Annotated in this window: 18 protein-coding genes; 5 read left to right on the forward strand and 13 right to left on the reverse strand. The window is 49.2% G+C overall.

Annotation, left to right across the window (positions count from 1 at the left end):
• The first annotated feature begins 10 nt into the window (after window positions 1-10).
• Both MHH57_RS19810 and MHH57_RS19815 read left to right on the forward strand, forming a co-directional pair.
• Complete coding sequence (locus tag MHH57_RS19810; RefSeq protein ID WP_342434438.1) at window positions 11-1,447, forward strand: glycoside hydrolase family 1 protein; 1,437 nt, start codon at window positions 11-13, stop codon at window positions 1,445-1,447.
• Between the two features lie 29 nt (window positions 1,448-1,476).
• A complete protein-coding gene (locus MHH57_RS19815; protein WP_039272650.1) occupies window positions 1,477-1,803 on the forward strand; it encodes a PTS sugar transporter subunit IIB in 327 nt (108 codons plus the stop codon).
• Between the two features lie 66 nt (window positions 1,804-1,869).
• Here MHH57_RS19815 and MHH57_RS19820 read toward each other — a convergent pair whose 3' ends face one another.
• The 3 genes from MHH57_RS19820 to MHH57_RS19830 form a co-directional block, all read right to left on the reverse strand.
• Window positions 1,870-2,802, reverse strand: a complete 933-nt coding sequence (locus MHH57_RS19820) for an NAD-dependent epimerase/dehydratase family protein (RefSeq protein WP_209949729.1) — start codon at window positions 2,800-2,802, stop codon at window positions 1,870-1,872.
• 131 nt (window positions 2,803-2,933) lie between these two features.
• Window positions 2,934-3,560, reverse strand: coding sequence for a DUF1796 family putative cysteine peptidase (locus MHH57_RS19825; protein ID WP_069012652.1), 627 nt, complete (start codon window positions 3,558-3,560; stop codon window positions 2,934-2,936).
• Window positions 3,553-4,200: a DUF1796 family putative cysteine peptidase gene (locus MHH57_RS19830; protein WP_029518295.1), complete on the reverse strand. Its 648-nt coding sequence runs from the start codon at window positions 4,198-4,200 to the stop codon at window positions 3,553-3,555. The genes MHH57_RS19825 and MHH57_RS19830 overlap by 8 nt, the downstream gene beginning before the upstream one ends.
• Before the next feature lie 245 nt (window positions 4,201-4,445).
• Here MHH57_RS19830 and MHH57_RS19835 point away from each other — a divergent pair, with 245 nt between their 5' ends.
• Entirely contained in the window at window positions 4,446-4,793 is a 348-nt protein-coding gene (locus tag MHH57_RS19835; RefSeq protein WP_029518294.1) for a hypothetical protein, read from the forward strand.
• 25 nt (window positions 4,794-4,818) lie between these two features.
• A complete protein-coding gene (locus tag MHH57_RS19840; protein WP_029518293.1) occupies window positions 4,819-5,241 on the forward strand; it encodes a hypothetical protein in 423 nt (140 codons plus the stop codon).
• A gap of 65 nt (window positions 5,242-5,306) precedes the next feature.
• Here the strand turns inward: MHH57_RS19840 and MHH57_RS19845 are convergent, their stop codons facing one another.
• From MHH57_RS19845 to MHH57_RS19860, 4 genes are read right to left on the reverse strand one after another with little or no spacing between them, the layout of a single operon-like run.
• Window positions 5,307-5,480, reverse strand: coding sequence for a hypothetical protein (locus MHH57_RS19845; RefSeq protein ID WP_165148594.1), 174 nt, complete (start codon window positions 5,478-5,480; stop codon window positions 5,307-5,309).
• Between the two features lie 31 nt (window positions 5,481-5,511).
• Complete coding sequence (locus tag MHH57_RS19850) at window positions 5,512-6,732, reverse strand: glycosyltransferase family 4 protein (RefSeq protein WP_342434439.1); 1,221 nt, start codon at window positions 6,730-6,732, stop codon at window positions 5,512-5,514.
• A gap of 33 nt (window positions 6,733-6,765) precedes the next feature.
• Window positions 6,766-7,992: a sialidase family protein gene (locus tag MHH57_RS19855; protein WP_069012650.1), complete on the reverse strand. Its 1,227-nt coding sequence runs from the start codon at window positions 7,990-7,992 to the stop codon at window positions 6,766-6,768.
• Window positions 7,992-9,233 (reverse strand): sialidase family protein, encoded by a 1,242-nt coding sequence (locus MHH57_RS19860; RefSeq protein WP_342434440.1) that lies wholly within the window; start codon window positions 9,231-9,233, stop codon window positions 7,992-7,994. Before MHH57_RS19860 ends, MHH57_RS19855 begins: the two co-directional genes overlap by 1 nt.
• A gap of 196 nt (window positions 9,234-9,429) precedes the next feature.
• Here MHH57_RS19860 and MHH57_RS19865 point away from each other — a divergent pair, with 196 nt between their 5' ends.
• Window positions 9,430-9,786 (forward strand): hypothetical protein, encoded by a 357-nt coding sequence (locus MHH57_RS19865; protein WP_239645229.1) that lies wholly within the window; start codon window positions 9,430-9,432, stop codon window positions 9,784-9,786.
• On the opposite strand, the gene MHH57_RS19870 is transcribed toward MHH57_RS19865, so the two are convergent.
• From MHH57_RS19870 to wecB, 6 genes are read right to left on the reverse strand one after another with little or no spacing between them, the layout of a single operon-like run.
• A complete protein-coding gene (locus MHH57_RS19870; protein ID WP_069012648.1) occupies window positions 9,783-10,982 on the reverse strand; it encodes a glycosyltransferase in 1,200 nt (399 codons plus the stop codon). The genes MHH57_RS19865 and MHH57_RS19870 overlap by 4 nt on opposite strands.
• Before the next feature lie 28 nt (window positions 10,983-11,010).
• Complete coding sequence (locus MHH57_RS19875) at window positions 11,011-11,727, reverse strand: glycosyltransferase (protein WP_029518287.1); 717 nt, start codon at window positions 11,725-11,727, stop codon at window positions 11,011-11,013.
• Window positions 11,724-12,722 (reverse strand): NAD-dependent epimerase/dehydratase family protein, encoded by a 999-nt coding sequence (locus MHH57_RS19880; RefSeq protein ID WP_029518286.1) that lies wholly within the window; start codon window positions 12,720-12,722, stop codon window positions 11,724-11,726. Before MHH57_RS19880 ends, MHH57_RS19875 begins: the two co-directional genes overlap by 4 nt.
• Window positions 12,683-13,537: an SDR family oxidoreductase gene (locus MHH57_RS19885; protein WP_069012647.1), complete on the reverse strand. Its 855-nt coding sequence runs from the start codon at window positions 13,535-13,537 to the stop codon at window positions 12,683-12,685. Before MHH57_RS19885 ends, MHH57_RS19880 begins: the two co-directional genes overlap by 40 nt.
• The gene (locus tag MHH57_RS19890; protein WP_029518284.1) at window positions 13,534-14,520 is read right to left on the reverse strand and encodes a polysaccharide biosynthesis protein; all 987 of its coding nucleotides are present in this window, start codon (window positions 14,518-14,520) and stop codon (window positions 13,534-13,536) included. The genes MHH57_RS19885 and MHH57_RS19890 overlap by 4 nt, the downstream gene beginning before the upstream one ends.
• The gene (gene wecB, locus MHH57_RS19895; protein ID WP_209949724.1) at window positions 14,513-15,604 is read right to left on the reverse strand and encodes a UDP-N-acetylglucosamine 2-epimerase (non-hydrolyzing); all 1,092 of its coding nucleotides are present in this window, start codon (window positions 15,602-15,604) and stop codon (window positions 14,513-14,515) included. The genes MHH57_RS19890 and wecB overlap by 8 nt, the downstream gene beginning before the upstream one ends.
• Window positions 15,605-15,638 lie beyond the last annotated feature (34 nt).

Below are 15,638 nucleotides of genomic sequence, written 5' to 3' on the forward strand. Positions count from 1 at the left end.
GAAACATGTCATGGCTAAACATACGATACAAATTCCGTCGAATTTCATCATGGGTGCAGCGGCTTCCGCCTGGCAGACAGAGGGATGGAGCGGTAAAAAAGAAGGTCAGGACTCATTCCTGGACCAATGGTACAAAAATGACCGCTATGTCTGGCACAATGGATATGGGCCCGCGGTTGCAACCGACTTTTATAATCGCTATACCGAAGATATTGCGCTGATGAAGCAGATCGGCTTAACCCATTATCGTACTTCTATTAATTGGTCCCGCTTCTTAACGGATTATGAGAATGTAGTGGTGGATGAAACGTATGCGGATTATATGGGCCGGGTCATTGATGAGCTGATTGCAAGCGGAGTCGAGCCGATGATTTGTCTGGAACACTATGAGGTCCCTGCCTACCTGCTGGATAAATATGAAGGCTGGTCTTCCAAGCATGTAGTGGAGTTATTTGTAAAATATGCGGAAAAAGTGTTTGAACGGTACGGCGATCGGGTCAAGCACTGGTTTACGTTTAATGAGCCCATTGTTGTACAGACTCGTGTCTATCTAGATGCCCTTCGCTATCCCTATGAACAAAATACGCGGAAGTGGATGCAATGGAACTATAATAAAACGCTGGCAACCGCAAAGTGCGTACAGCTTTTCAAAGCAAAAAACTATAGTCAGCACGGGGCTAAAATAGGCGTTATTCTGAATCCTGAAGTCACTTATGCCCGATCAAGCGCCCCTCATGACCAGTATGCGGCACATGTGTATGATTTATTTTACAATCGAGTATTTCTGGACCCGCTTATTAAAGGCGAGTACCCACAAGAATTGTTCGATCTCATGGGCAAGCATGATATTACATTTGAAGCTACAACGGAAGAACTGACCGTAATTAAGGAAAATACCGTTGACTACGTCGGGATCAATCTCTATTATCCCCATCGGGTCAAAGCGCAGAGTAAAGCGTGGAACGAAAACACCCCCTTCCACCCCTCTTACTACTATGGGCATTTTGATCTTCCGGGTAAAAGAATGAACAAGTCACGGGGCTGGGAGATTTATCCCAAAATCATTTACGATATGGGAATGCGTATCAAGAACGAATATCACAATATCGAGTGGTTTGTCGCAGAAAATGGTATGGGTATTGAGAATGAAGCTGCTTTCAAAAATGAGGAACACATCATTCAGGACGACTATCGTATTGACTTTATAACGGAGCATTTGTACTACACATTACAAGCTGTAGAAGCGGGCTCCAACTGTACAGGTTATATGCTGTGGGCCTTTACAGACAACGTTTCTCCCATGAATGCTTTTAAAAATCGCTATGGACTGGTGGAAATTAACCTGGACAATGATCGAAGTCGGCATTTGAAGAAATCCGGCTACTGGTATCAGGCCGCGATCAAAGAACGCTCATTTATTGCTGATCTGGATGAAGAGTACAAGTAGTTAAAAATGAATTCTGGAGGCGCTCAAATATGAAAAAAATTATTTTGGCATGTGCTGCGGGTATGTCGACATCCATTTTGGTTTCTAAAATGAAAAAAGAAGCAGCAGCAAGATCCATAGAGCTGAACATCGAAGCCATCCCCGAAAGCACCATCAAGGAAGAGCTGGAAGGCATTACAGATTCCGTGATTGCTATTTTGCTCGGACCTCAAGTGCGGATGCGTAAAAAGGCAGTCACCGAAATTGCAGCTCCCTATGGTATCCCAGTAGATGTCATTGACACGTTGGCTTATGGTAGAGGGAACGGTGCAGCTGTCCTAGATCAAGCCTTTAAGCTGGCTGGCGAGAACATCTAATTGCTATTCAAATGAAAAAGAGGCTGAGAATTCCCTCAGTCTCTTTCTTGAGTTGCGCGCTCTTTATCACGACATATCTTCTTTGCCTGAGCCCATACTACTCACATACGTTTCCTGTAAACCGGCAGAAATGCCGTATAGCGGTTCCCAACGAAGCCAATGTCTGGCGACTGCGTTACTAAGACAGCTATGGTGAATGTCTCCAGCTCGCGCTGGTGAATACACAGGGCGGACAGACGAACCATGCAGCTTCAGTAAATCGTAGGCCAGTCGATTGATGGACGTCGTTCGTCCCGTACTTACATGTACTGTGCGTTGATCCGCTGCATGAATAGCCGCCATATTCGCTCGAACTACATCCTTGACGTACACAAAGTCACGAGTTTGCGTCCCATCGCCGTGAATGAGCAAGGGGCTTCCTTTTTTCAGCCGCTCCATAAAAAGAGCGACAACACCACCCTCTCCCTTCGCGGCCTGACCGGGACCGTACACATTTCCATAACGCAAAATCGTGTAGTTCATACCGTGCAGCCGATAAAAAAGTCGAATATACGATTCTGCGGTCAGCTTGGACAGTCCGTAGCCTGAAATGGGCTCCACGGGATCGTCTTCCTGTATACATTGCTTTTGCAGCTCTCCGTATACGCCAGATGTGGAAGCAAATATGAATTTTGACACACCGGCTTCATGACAAGCCTGCAATAAATGAATCGTCCCCAGCACGTTCACATCCGCGTCCTCATCGGGTTGATGGATGGATTGCTGCACATCAGCCTGTGCGGCCAAGTGAAACACAATATCCGGGCTTTCCCGAATCAGCAACGTCCTAGCTTCAGAGCTGCGAATATCCGCAATATGCATGACCGCGCGCGGGTCCACATTTGCCATATTTCCGGTCGTCAGATTATCCAGCACATGTACTCTGATGTCCGAATCAGCAAGCGCACGTACCAGCTGAGAACCAATAAATCCAGCTCCCCCGGTGACCAAAGCCTTCACTAGCTCACCCTCCTTTTGAACCGAAGCATATGACTTCCCTTCGCATCATGTTATGCGACTCCCTATAGCTTGGCGCAGGCACACGCACAGTCCGAAGACAATCTATAATGTGTCTCTAGAATCTCAGCATCTCAGACATGCAGTCTCACGTTTTCCAGCATATAACGCCACATCTCATCCTGACCGTTCCATATATCCTCAGGCGGTAGCTCCACTGAAACCAGCCGCTCCAAACCCCAATCCAGCTCCGTCACACCATCTGTCCCTGTATAATCCACGTATAACAAGCGAAAATCATGTGTAATCCTCTGTAATAACACATCATGTAGTTCCACCGCTTGCTCCCGATTGCCTCCAAGACGAACTAGTAGCAGACGGGACGCAAGCGTGAATTGATCCAGTAGACGTGCGATGCGGCGATCAAGCGTCGTTTTGAATGCAGGGTAGGAAGTCAGCTGCTCCGATGTATTTTGGCTAACCGGAAAATGGTGTGCCGCTATAATCTCATAGTTTGCATCCTCGACCATGAAGTTATGTTCGCCGTAATCATGTCCCGTGACACGTAGACTGTCAACATCCATAAAATCGGCAAAACGGGCGTCCAGCAAGCGACTGATCTGTGACAAGTTACCGGAAATCATCCAGTCCAGCGGACCCGCATAGGGACGCAGTCCGTTTTTATCCAGCTGAATGGAAGGCAAGCAATGTCCACCCAGACTGAATACAGCATCATAATCCCCCTGCAACCGCTCAAGCACGACGCCCTCCCCTTTCCGAAGACAAGGTCATCCCTTTAAAAAGAGTACGCCAATGCGGATCACTCTTGTAATTCCATACATCGGCAAAAGGCATTTCCACCGCGCATACATGCGGAAGCTGCCAATCCACCTCCGTCAACTCCGTTACGCCGGAACAATTCACTACCAACAAACAAAATTCATTCGCTACCATGCCTGACAAAATACGTTCCAGTTCCTCTACTTCTTCATAGGTTCCCAGCATACGGACGAACAAGCTGCGCTTCGCCATCTGTGTTTTTGCAAAAAAACGTTCAATACGACGGTCTATCTTTTCCTTGAACTCGGGATAGGTCACCAGATCTGAGGACGTATTGCGCTCCTGCGGAAAATCATGTACCGAGATCACATTATAAGCGATATCTCTGACCATATAATTCAGTTGGCTCGTACCAACGACACTCAAATTGGGCAATTCCATAAATCCGGCAAACCGATTTTCAAGCAAGCGGTTCACATCGGACAGCGTGTCAGACATCATCCAATCCAGTACCCCGGCAAACGGCCGCAAACGGTTCTTTTCCAATTGAATGGCAGGTGTACAGTTTTGCCCCAGACTGAAGACCGCTTCATATTCCCCTGCCAGCTGTGCGAGTCTCATAGCCGTGCCTCCTTTTTTAATACGACCCTTCTCTCAGTTCCTACTCTATCCTTCTTCTGTAGTCGAAAAAGGGACTTCAGGCCGTAGTTTGTTCCACTCTACATTACATGCACAGCACGGCGAAAAGGGTTGGACACCGATGCGCTTTTTGTCAAAGAGGCGTACAACTATCCAGTCCAATCCCGGTTATTTTTCATATCATATTAAGGCTGGTAACCTAACGGAATTCAAGGAGGCATCATCATATGTCCGTGTTTCTTTTAACCATCGATCACCATCTCGCTTACCACAGCGCCCATATACAAAGCTGCCATGTGACCTTTTTCAATCGTGAAAAGAGGGCCGTCGATGTGTTGCTGGAAATGGGGAATGACAGTGGCGTTTTTAGGCGGCAACTTCTTCGACTGGGCCCTTCTCCCGAAGCTGACTCCGTGCTAGAACTCAAGGATATGGAGGCAGCCCAAAATCCGTTTTATCTGCGAGTGATCACGAATATTTACAATCCAGAAACGCTGTTTATCCTGGCTGAATTTTTGGAAAACGGGAACGTTGTCGCTAAGCGTACAGCCAGTCATTTTACCGTGACACCCTAATGAACGGGCAGAGGAGGAAGAAGGTATGTTGAAATATTCAGTTCAAAACAAAGCTGAGCCAGGCACATATGCACTGCCTTTTCAGGTTACCGATCAGGAGAGCGTGCTCTCTACATTGATCATTCCTGCAAGTGAAGCTGAAGGACGTATTGTCATTGAAGTCTCTTTGGCATGGGAAAATCCGCTGCTCAACTGGGATATCGGGGAGCTGGATATTCGATTGCGTCGCAACGATGAGCGGGGACCTATGCTGGACTGGTTGCAGGATTCCTGTTATCAGGAGGGATTTGCCGAGTTAATCTATGAGGAAACGGGAACACAGGGAGAGCCTTATGTATACTGCCTGACCGTACAATCAGCCGACCGCCGTGCTGTTGTTACAGGACCACTCATGGTTCGAGGCTCTGTGTATGTAGATTCGATGGACGAGAACCCGGATGGACAATGAACTGAAATAACTAAAGGCAGGTGGGAGTTTTAAGCCCAACCTGCCTTTTTATAGGGTCTGTATTCTCATGGCGCGGATTGCTTCAGACATTCTAAAATGTCAGCGTCCGGCAGCGTATAATCTTCTGGCAACGAAGTGTTAATTCGGTTCCATATTGCGTAATCGACCTTCAAATCCGGGTGTGACTGCTGGATTTCAAAAATACGGTTGTACAAGTCTCCAACGACAGGAAAAGTCATGCTCTCCCTCCTAACTATTGAATCAACGTATTCAACGTACTTGATTCAGCGCTTGCCCATAAATATTCACGAGTCGTTCAATCATAACATCCAGAGACCAATGCGCGATCCCCCATGCTTTGGCACGATTTCCCATGACTATCCGCACTTCATCCTGTGCCAGCAAATGCTGCAAATGAGCTGCCAGTGCCTCCACATCGCCAACCGGGGAGACTAGTCCGGTGTGTTCATGCTTCACCATTTCCGGCAGTCCACCCGCATCCGATACCACTGCCGGAAGCCCCATAATCTGCGCCTCCATGACCGAAAACGGCTGATTGTCCTGTATGCTTGGATGAACAAAAAGGTCCGCCAGTTGTAAAAGAGCAGGTACATCTTCACGATGCCCCAGAAAAGTCACATTTTCCTCCAGCCCTAGCTCCTTCGCCTGTGTCTGAAGCTCTTCCCTTTTATCTCCCTCCCCCACAATCCAGCAAACCCAATCCGTACGACTTGCTTTCAGCAGGCCAAGAGCGCTCATTAAATAATGCAGCCCTTTGATATAGACCAGCCGTGAAGGACAAATGATAACTTTTTTCCCCTCAGGTCGTATCATGTCCGTTCCCCGGGCGTGGACTTCCCAGAAGTGCTCGGTATCCAAACCGTATTGGAAAGTAGCAATCTGCTGCTCAGGCACTTCGAACTCACGCACAAGCGTCTGTTTCATCCATTCTGTAGACGTAATGGTAATATCCGCGGATAGAGCGCCATAGTGCTCTAGCGCCCAATAATACTTCCACATCAGCGTCTCACGGTAACCCTCCTCATGATCCCGCTCCAAAGCCATCATAACTTCACGAGCCAGCGAGCCATGAATATTCGCTACCAACGCGCTATCTTTGCGTTTGACCCGACTTAGCGCACGCGTCGCAATGACATCTTGCGTGTGAATCACATCATACTGCTCGACCCCGAAATACGCCGCTGCCAGCTCCATACAGTATCGATCCTTTTCCACCGTCTGCACCCATGAATCCAAATGTAATACAGGGACAGCCGATTCATTCAGCTTCGTATCCAGCAGGGGCAGCAGTTGATCCTTCAGTAGCTCCCTATCTTCAAAAACAATATGGTATTTAGGTGTATCCGGTCCGTTTCCCATCAAGTCTACCGTGTGGCCCAGTAGCTCCAGTCTCCGTTTAATTTGCATCATAAAGGGCCATACGCCACCCAAATGAGGAATCGGCCAGTACGTAGCCAACAAAATTTTCAAAACAGCCTCACCTCCTCTGTCTCGTACGCTGAGCTACACCCCATTACTTCCGTAAATTTGCTGGAAACCCGATAACGCATCTGTCCAGACCGCAAAAAACCCATTATTCGGCACGATCGTTACATCAATAAAATTACCGATTGTAACGACTGGAACCGGACTAATCCCGTTAGGATTAAAGGAGCTGTCTGTTATTCTGAGGTTCGTAAATGTACTTCCTCCGTCCGTTGATTCGGCCACAAATACGTCTAATAAAGAGGTCGTTATTTGATTGGTATAATATACGATCTTGATCACGCCGGTCACAGGCGAAACATCAATAGCCGGGAAAAAATGCTGTGCCCCTGCACTGGCCCCTGTCACCGATTGCGGCGCAGTCCAGCTTAATCCACCATTCACCGACCTGGCAAGCAGCACATCCGCATACCCTGCCCGATTATCCTGCCAGACCGCATAAAGTGTTCCCTGATTCGGGCTCGTAGAGCGATCCACGGCAATGTTAGCTGCCGGCAGCACATTGAAACCAAAGCCGGCCACGGGCAACGGACTCGGAACCGGGACCACAGAAGATACAGGTAGCGAGGAACTAAATGCTGTCCCTCCATTGAAGGACACAATGACCTGATATTGGTTAACCGGATTCGTGACAATGTACCCGACATAAATCACCCCTGTAATGCTCACAGTGATTTCCCCCCGCGTAATCTGATTGGAGCCAGCGGTGAGCACCACGGGTGTCCCCCATGTGATCCCTCCATCCTGCGAACGTTGGAAGAACATGACTGATCCGCCGAAAAAGTCAGGATTGTACTGATGCGTATAACATAAATAGATATTTCCGGTATAGGAGCTGACCTGAGAAGTATCGAATTTCACGCTGACCTCAACATTATTGACAAATGTCCCATACCCTCGCTGGGCAATCACAGGCGGATCAAATGTATTACCGTTGTCTCTCGACACATAAGTGGCGATGGTACCGCTCAAACCGTCTGCGGTAAATACGTGACAGGCTATGACAAACAAGTTGGGAAAACCGTAGCTGACGCTATGGGATTCCGCCCCTACATAGCCGGCTGGTAGCGGTAAAATCTGCTGTGTGAAAGAGGCACCGCCGTTACCTGAACGGTATACCGCCGTCAACGGCGGCCCTGTCGTAAAATCGATAGCCGCAGACACAATGGTACCGTCGAGCAGGTTGAAAGCTACACTCGGCTCCTGGGCCAGCCTTCCGTTAGGCGTAAGCTGTACGTTCGGCATCAGGCTCCACCCCCCGGTACACCCGCAAATATCGTCAAACTGCCTGTGCGCGTATCTGTCCAGACGGAAATATAGCTGTTCGGCGGTACAATGGCGACATCAATATAATCACCGATCAGCTCTGATTCGCCTCCACCGACATTCGGGTTAAAGGAGGTCGTCGTGAGACGACTGTTCGTAAAGGTGTTACCTCCATCGGACGACTCTGCGGCGAACACATCCAGATTAAAGCCGTCCACGCGATTGGTATAGTACACGACAACGACCAGTCCCGTCTTGGGCGACACTGAAATTGCAGGGAAAAAATTTTGCGAGCCGGGCGGGCTGTCTGTCACAATGACCGGAGCACTCCAGGTACCGCCAAAATCGCTTGATTTGGACAACAAAATATTGCTGTATCCCTGACCAAAGTCCTGCCACACGGCATATAGCGTATTTGTTGTGGAAGGCACACCCGAGCAGTCCGCGGCCAAGCTGGGGAAATTCAATATCCGAAAGTCATAACCAGGAACGGGCAAAGGATTGGGCACAAGCGTTATATTGGATACGAGAATATCCCCGCTGAAGGTTGCCCCTCCATCAAAGGAGCGTCGGATAAAAAAAGCTGGTGTTTGCGGTCCCGTACGAATCCAACTGACATATACGCTTCCATATTTGTCGACCGCAGGCTCAGGCCGCTCCGTGGAGGATTGGATATTGGAGAGCATTAACGGTCGGTCCCAAGTTAGTCCTCCATCGGTGGAACGCTGGTAGAAGGCCGCAGATTGAGCATTAAAATCCACATTATATTGGCGGTTATACGTGACATAGACGTGCCCGAGATAGGGACTTGCCCCCGCATTATCCGTCGTAATATTAGTCCAGTCATTATTAATGTAATCTCCATAGCCCGGGTTAATGACCACTGGAGGATCAAAGGTGGCTCCATCGTCCGTAGAACGGTAGATCACGACAGCCCCGTTTTCATTGCCCGGAAATACATGCGCGGATACGATAAAAATATTGGGGAACAGATAGGCTACCATTCCTGCCTCGGCTCCTGTATATCCCGGTGGAATTGGCAGTAAAGTATCCGTCCAGTTCGCTCCGGCATCCAATGAGCGATACAGTCCAATCAAGGGAGGCCCACTGCTAAAATCAACAGCTACAGCTATAACAATATTCGGATTCAGTAAATTAACAGCAACACTAGGCTCAAATTTGGGCAGGCCGCTGGGTGTCACCTGAAAATTCAAAGGCATCGCGAGCATTCCCTTCATTATATAAATAGATACGCCTGAAGTATTTCTATCAAAATGTACTTTTTTCAGCACAGCCTAGAGACAACCATACAAGCTTTCTTTTCAATAGATTCATAGTATAAAAGCATCCCTTCAAGGGTTATCCAATATTCTGTTTTTTGAGAGGATGATTCGATTGGCTTTTACAACCGGTTATATGACGAACACTAGAGATTTTGGTACTGCCTGCTCCAATGTTGTTGTGAACTTGGTCAATGAGGACACAGTAAATGCGGCAACCGTGACCATCCAAATTTTTTTCTCGCTGGTACCGGATACCAAGACACCACTGTATGTGACATCGGTTAACTTGCCTGCAAACTCCATTGCCCGCCGTACCTTCTTTATACAAGGGGTTCTTGCCTATGAGGTACAATACAACGTGGCCTCCGCTGCTCCAGCGAATGTCGTGCTCTCCAACTTTGGACTGGATCAGTTTGGTAATGTTGTACAGGAGCACCGTGTTCTCCAGTCCGAGCTGACCACAATCCCTGCACTGTCCCCTGTTATTTAAAAGCCACCCTGTTCCAGTGCCTGATGCAATCTGTGGGTGTAATACACGTAATTCCATTCTGGCGGTACGGACTGAACCCCTCGTCCGCTGCCGATGGTGGAATGGTCATCTGTATAGTAGGAAAAGGCATGTGTATCCTGTAATGGGCGCAACAAATCCGTGAGATACAGTAGATCCGTCACGGCAATATAAGGTTTGACACCGAAGCATACAACAAAGCGAGTCGTGGTTTCACCAATAGCCTGAACCAGTGCTTCCTGGATCGAATAATGCTGCCGTGATGTTACGATTAACCGAGGGTCGAGCATCATCGACAGGAAAGCGCTAGCTTCCTGTTCTGGCGTTAAATCCAGCAGCCGTACCACGCAATTGCTGTAGTGCTGCTCCAGCAGATTATCCAGCAATGATTCAGCTTGAGCCATATCCGTGACAGGCATTAAAATCGTCATTTCAAGTGGGATGCCCCGGCGTGCTCTCGCCTCATACTTGGCGATTTGGAATGCGCGCCGCCAGCGTCGGTGCTCCTTTTGGCTGTGTAGGCCGGCCGATACACTAAATGTGGAATTCACCCGGTAATCCATCAGGATCTCCGGGATGAATTTCATATTGCACGTCTCGGTCAGCCGCAGCCAGTAATCATAATCCTCAACGGGTTGCAGCCGATAGCCGCCAATCTGGAGGGCATATTTGCTTTTGTACATAAATGAAACCCCAACAATGCTGGCGTTCAGCAATTCGTGATGTGGCTGACTTTGGTACCGGATCAACGCCTGTTGATGCTGCTCGTCATACAACGGGTTCCCATATGCGTCAACCTGGCGGAAGGTAGAAAACACAAGACCGAGTGAGTCTGGCCCCTGCTTCAGCTCTTGCCGCAATCGTTCAATAAAGGAAGCATTATAAACATTGTCGCTGGAGACCCAGGTCACATACTTGATCCCAGGATCTTTAAACAACTCATCGAATCCCCGGTTTAGGGCGTGGGATACTCCTTGGTTCTGAGGGAGTGTAACCAACTGAACGCGCGGGTCTCCCATTGCTGCATAGAGCGCTGGCCCCACCATTTCCGGCGCTCCGTCAATAACAATGATGAAGCGAAATCCCCTGTAGCTCTGGGCTAGTACGGATGAGATTGCAGCTTGCAGATAGCCGATATCCTGTTTGTACAGTGGCATAACAATCCCCGTATCTACCATATCAATCCCCCCTGACAGACTTTCGGCTTCATGAGGATAAACCACTCAATACCTGACTGAAGCGATCTCGATAACGTGCTTGGGTGATGTTGTACTCCCGCTCCACAGCGGGCCAATATTTTTTGGTTCCCATTTCATCATGCCAACGGTAGTTAACCAAGGACTCGTTCAGAAAAGGAAATGGATATCCCGCCAGCATCACGCGGTACCACATATCCAGATCATGTGTGTACGGCAGCAATTCATCAAACAAACCGATATGTGCAAACAGCTCCTTTTTAAACATAACCGTGCATCCATTGACCGGATTTCCTTGTTGAAAAAAACGGTAAAACTCCGTCATAGACGGAAACACGGCGGCTGCCTGGTAGCTTGTGACTTGGCTGTATTGATTGATGAAATTGAAGTTGGTATGGGAGATGTACGCACCGTTTTCCACCATAAAAGAAACCTGATTGTTAATTTTATCCCTATGATAGGTATCGTCGGAACTGAGCCACGCAATATAATCGCCACTGGCATGTCGGATACCATGATTCAGAGCGCTGGCTGTTCCACCATTGGATTTACCTAAATAATGTATATAAGGAAGATAGGCCTGAAGCATATCAACATGTTCCGTGGAGCCGTCATCGACGACAATAATCTCGAGTGGGCCATAAGTTTGCTCTAGTGCACTTTGCAAAGCCTGATCCACATATGCACAGTTATAAAAGGGAATGACGATCGTTACTTTCGGTCTCATATCGTTCCTTCCTTTCCGGCTCGGCGGTATTGAATCATATCCTCCAGAGATTGCCTCAGCTGTATGGTCGGCTTCCAGCCCATGTCCTCCAGCTCTTTCGCACGGTATGCCTCGGTAGATGCTGACTCTGCCACATCCCCCCATTGTATGGGAATAGATGTTTTGGCCAGCGCAACCATACGTTCCACGATATTGCCCAGTTCCACAATGCGGCCTGTGCAGACCGAGTACACTCGGCCTGGCACACCCTGTTCCAATAGCACACCGTATGCGCGAACGGCATCACGAACGTCGAGAAAATCACGTTGCGCATGTCGGGAAGATACCCGGAACGGGACAGTTTCAGTTGCGGACTGCCCCTCCCTACGTTCCGTCTGAACGATATACCCCGCGAGTAATGCACAAAATCCGGTAGATGGACCCGGACCGATCAAGTTGCAAGGCTCTGCCAGCATGACGGATTGTTCGAACAGCGCGCCCCACGAGAGCGCGACTGCCTCTTGAAGGCTTTTGCTAAGGCTGTATGGATGTGTTGGATGATACGGAGCCTGCAAAGCCGTCTTTAGCCGAGAACCCGCCACGACAATTCTGGCTTTGGGGAAAGGTCGCAGTACATCGAGCAGATACAGGGTGGACAGTACATTGGATTCCATGTATAGCAGGGGACTCTCCCAAGATTCAGGGACGGAATTTTTACCACCCAGGTGAAGCACATAATCCGGAGCAATCTGTCTAATTACTTCGCCCAGACGTTTCTTGTCGAGCAAGTCACACACATAAGGCGTAATACAGTTGCGAGTCTCCGCCTCTGGGCTGTTATTTTCATCATCGCGAGCCAGTAAGATCAGTTCTGAGACGGAAGCGGCAGTGCGAGTCAGCGCCGCTACCTCCCAGCCGAGCTTTGCAAAATGGCGGCAGGCATGCATCCCGGTATAGCCCGCCGCTCCGGTAATGACTATGACAGGCCGACGTTGTTCCGCTGTGCTTCCGTCCATTCCAGCAGCTCCTTCAGCATGATGCTGTAGTGAGGAACATCGTAGAGCAGATCGGCCCGGGTAGAACGAAGCGTCCGGTCCTGCACCGGCTCATCTTTCGGCACGATCCGAATATCCTCCCTATTCCAGATGTCTTTGAACAGCAGCAGCAAATCGTGCTTGCTGATCGGTTCAGGGTGAACCAGATGAATGAGTCCGTCCAGCGGCTCATTCATCTGCACCTGTATCGCCTTTGCTAATTCCAGCGTCGTAACCCCGTTCCAAAAGACCCGGCGATACCCGTTAACGTCTCCGCTCTGCTGCAAGAACCAGTGCAGCAGACCAATGCCACTGGGCCGAATTTCCGGCCCGATAATGGAGGTACGGATAGTCAGATGCCCTGCGGCCTTTACTTCTCCGAGTATTTTCGTCAAAGCATAGGCACTTGTCCCATCGGGTTGATCCGTCTCCTTATATAAACCAGGTACCCGATTTCCCTCGAATACGCAATCCGTGCTGATATGAACCAATCGGGCACCGATACTGTCCGCTGTCCGCCGGAGAAGATGTGGCAGCAACCCATTAATTTGGTATGCTGCAATTTGATCCTCCCCGGCATGCTGATTCAGTACACCTACCGCGTTAATAATAACGTCTGGCCGTACACTCCGTACCAGCTGCTCCACCATAAAGCTGTCCTTTACATCCAGCAGCAGACCACCTTTATTTTCGGGATCACGGGTGGTGTAGAACACGTTATACCCGCTCTGGTTTTGGAAATACTTCACCAGAACATGGCCCGCCATGCCGTTACCACCCAAAATAAGCAGCTTCATTTGATGAACCCCCCGCTTTGGAGAATGCTGCGAATCTCCTCTTTCGACATCAAATTAAACTCCGAACTAAAGCTGCTGAATGACACGGGAGGGCACTGATTATAGCGGTCCTTTAATTGAGGAATATTCAGCGTTGGGAGAATGACTAAATATTGCTCGTCATAGACTACCGTCGTCAGGCTTTCAAAATCGCTCATCAAAATCTCATGAATTTTCTCACCGGGACGCACACCTTTTTCTACAATTTCTACGTTTTCCACACCTGAATCCTCAATGAGCACCTCAGCCAAGTCCAAAATACGGCAGGTTGGCATGGTCATGATAAAAATTTCCCCGCCTACACTTTCCACCGAGGCTTTGAACAGGAGACTGATCGCATCACGCAAGGTTAGGAAGAAGCGCGTCATGTTCATATCTGTGATCGAAACCTTGCCCTTTTGGCGAATCTGGCTTTGGAACAGATGCACCACGCTTCCGTTTGTGCCCAAAACATTACCGCCGCGCACCGTCACGAAACGCGTATCGCTATTCAGCAGATTGGCGTAAACAATCAGTTTTTCTCCTATTGCCTTCGTCATGCCGTAAAAATTGGACGGATTCGCGGCCTTGTCGGTCGATATATAAATGACTTTCTTGACCTGATTAACGACAGCGGCCTCGATTACGTTTTGAGTGCCTACGACATTGGTTTTGAGTGCCTCGTAGGGCTGATCCTCACAGACGGGTACGTGCTTGAGCGCTGCCAAATGAAATACATAGTCCACTCCTTGACAAGCGGTAGTCAGCGCATCCTTATCCCGAATATCTCCAATACAGAAGCTGAGTCGTTCATCCTCAAACTGCCTGTTCATGGCAACCTGACTGGATTCTCCGCGTGAAAAGATAATGACCTCTTTGGGGTTACGCGGCAGTAACTGGGCAACCAGCTCATGCCCCCAGGAGCCGGTACCGCCGGTAACCAAGATACGTTGGTTTTCAAACATGCCGTTTCCCTCCAAGCAGAAATTTAACTACCTTATCCGACACATCTTCCACCAGATAGCCTGCGGGACATTGCCACTTATGGGTCATCCCGGTCATTATGGCTACCGCGTTTGCTATAACCTCGCCATCAAGGCCGGACACGATATTGCTGCCGCAATCTACCGTTTCCGGCCGTTCAGTCGTCCGGCGCATCGTAACCGTCGGCACCCCCATGACACAGCATTCTTCCTGTACGGTACCACTGTCTGTCAAAGCGCAGCGGGCATGCCGCTCCAGCAGAACGAAGTCAAAAAAACCGAACGGTTCGTGAAATTCCACTAGCGGATCAAGCTGGATCGGCGGATGGCTTGCGATCCGGGCGGCAGTCCGGGGATGAATACTGCAAATGACCCGCTGCCCGAACTGCTGGGCTACCCGGTTAAGACCATCTAAAATAGCCAGCAAATGCGGTGGATGGTCGACATTTTCGGCTCTGTGGGCAGTGACCAGGAAATATTCTCCCGGCGACAGTCCCAACTTTTTCAAAATCCCACTACCGGTTACCTCTTTCTCATAGTGCTGCATTACTTCGTAGATCGGATTTCCAGTCAGTATGATTCGTTGGCTTGGGAAGCCTTCGCGTAGTAGGTGCTGCTTGCTTTGCTCCGTATAAGGCATATTAATGGTAGATATCGCATCAATGACACGCCGGTTCTTCTCCTCCGGCACATCCAGATCATAACAGCGGTTCCCCGCCTCCATATGCACGACCGGATAACCCATACGTTCCGCAAGTAAGGCACATAAAGCGCTGTTCGTATCACCGAGCAATAGCACATGATCGGGGCGTTCCTTGTTTAAAATATCCTCCATCTGCGAGTACATGGCGGACAACTGTTTGCCCAGTGTCCCCGCTTTCTCCTGAAGTACATAATCCGGGGCACGCAGTCCCAGTTCGCGAAAGAACTGCCCGCTCAGGCTTTCGGTGTAATTTTGGCCCGTATGCACAAGCACATGTTCATCTGCATGGCGGTCTAGCTTCGGAATGATCAGGCTGAGCCGTATAATCTCCGGTCTTGTGCCGAGCACGGTCAATATTTTCATGGTTTTGGAACCCACCTTTGCTGTCGTTGTTTCA

It is taken from the genome of Paenibacillus sp. FSL H7-0442 (assembly GCF_038593105.1).
Taxonomy (GTDB): domain Bacteria; phylum Bacillota; class Bacilli; order Paenibacillales; family Paenibacillaceae; genus Paenibacillus; species Paenibacillus polymyxa_D.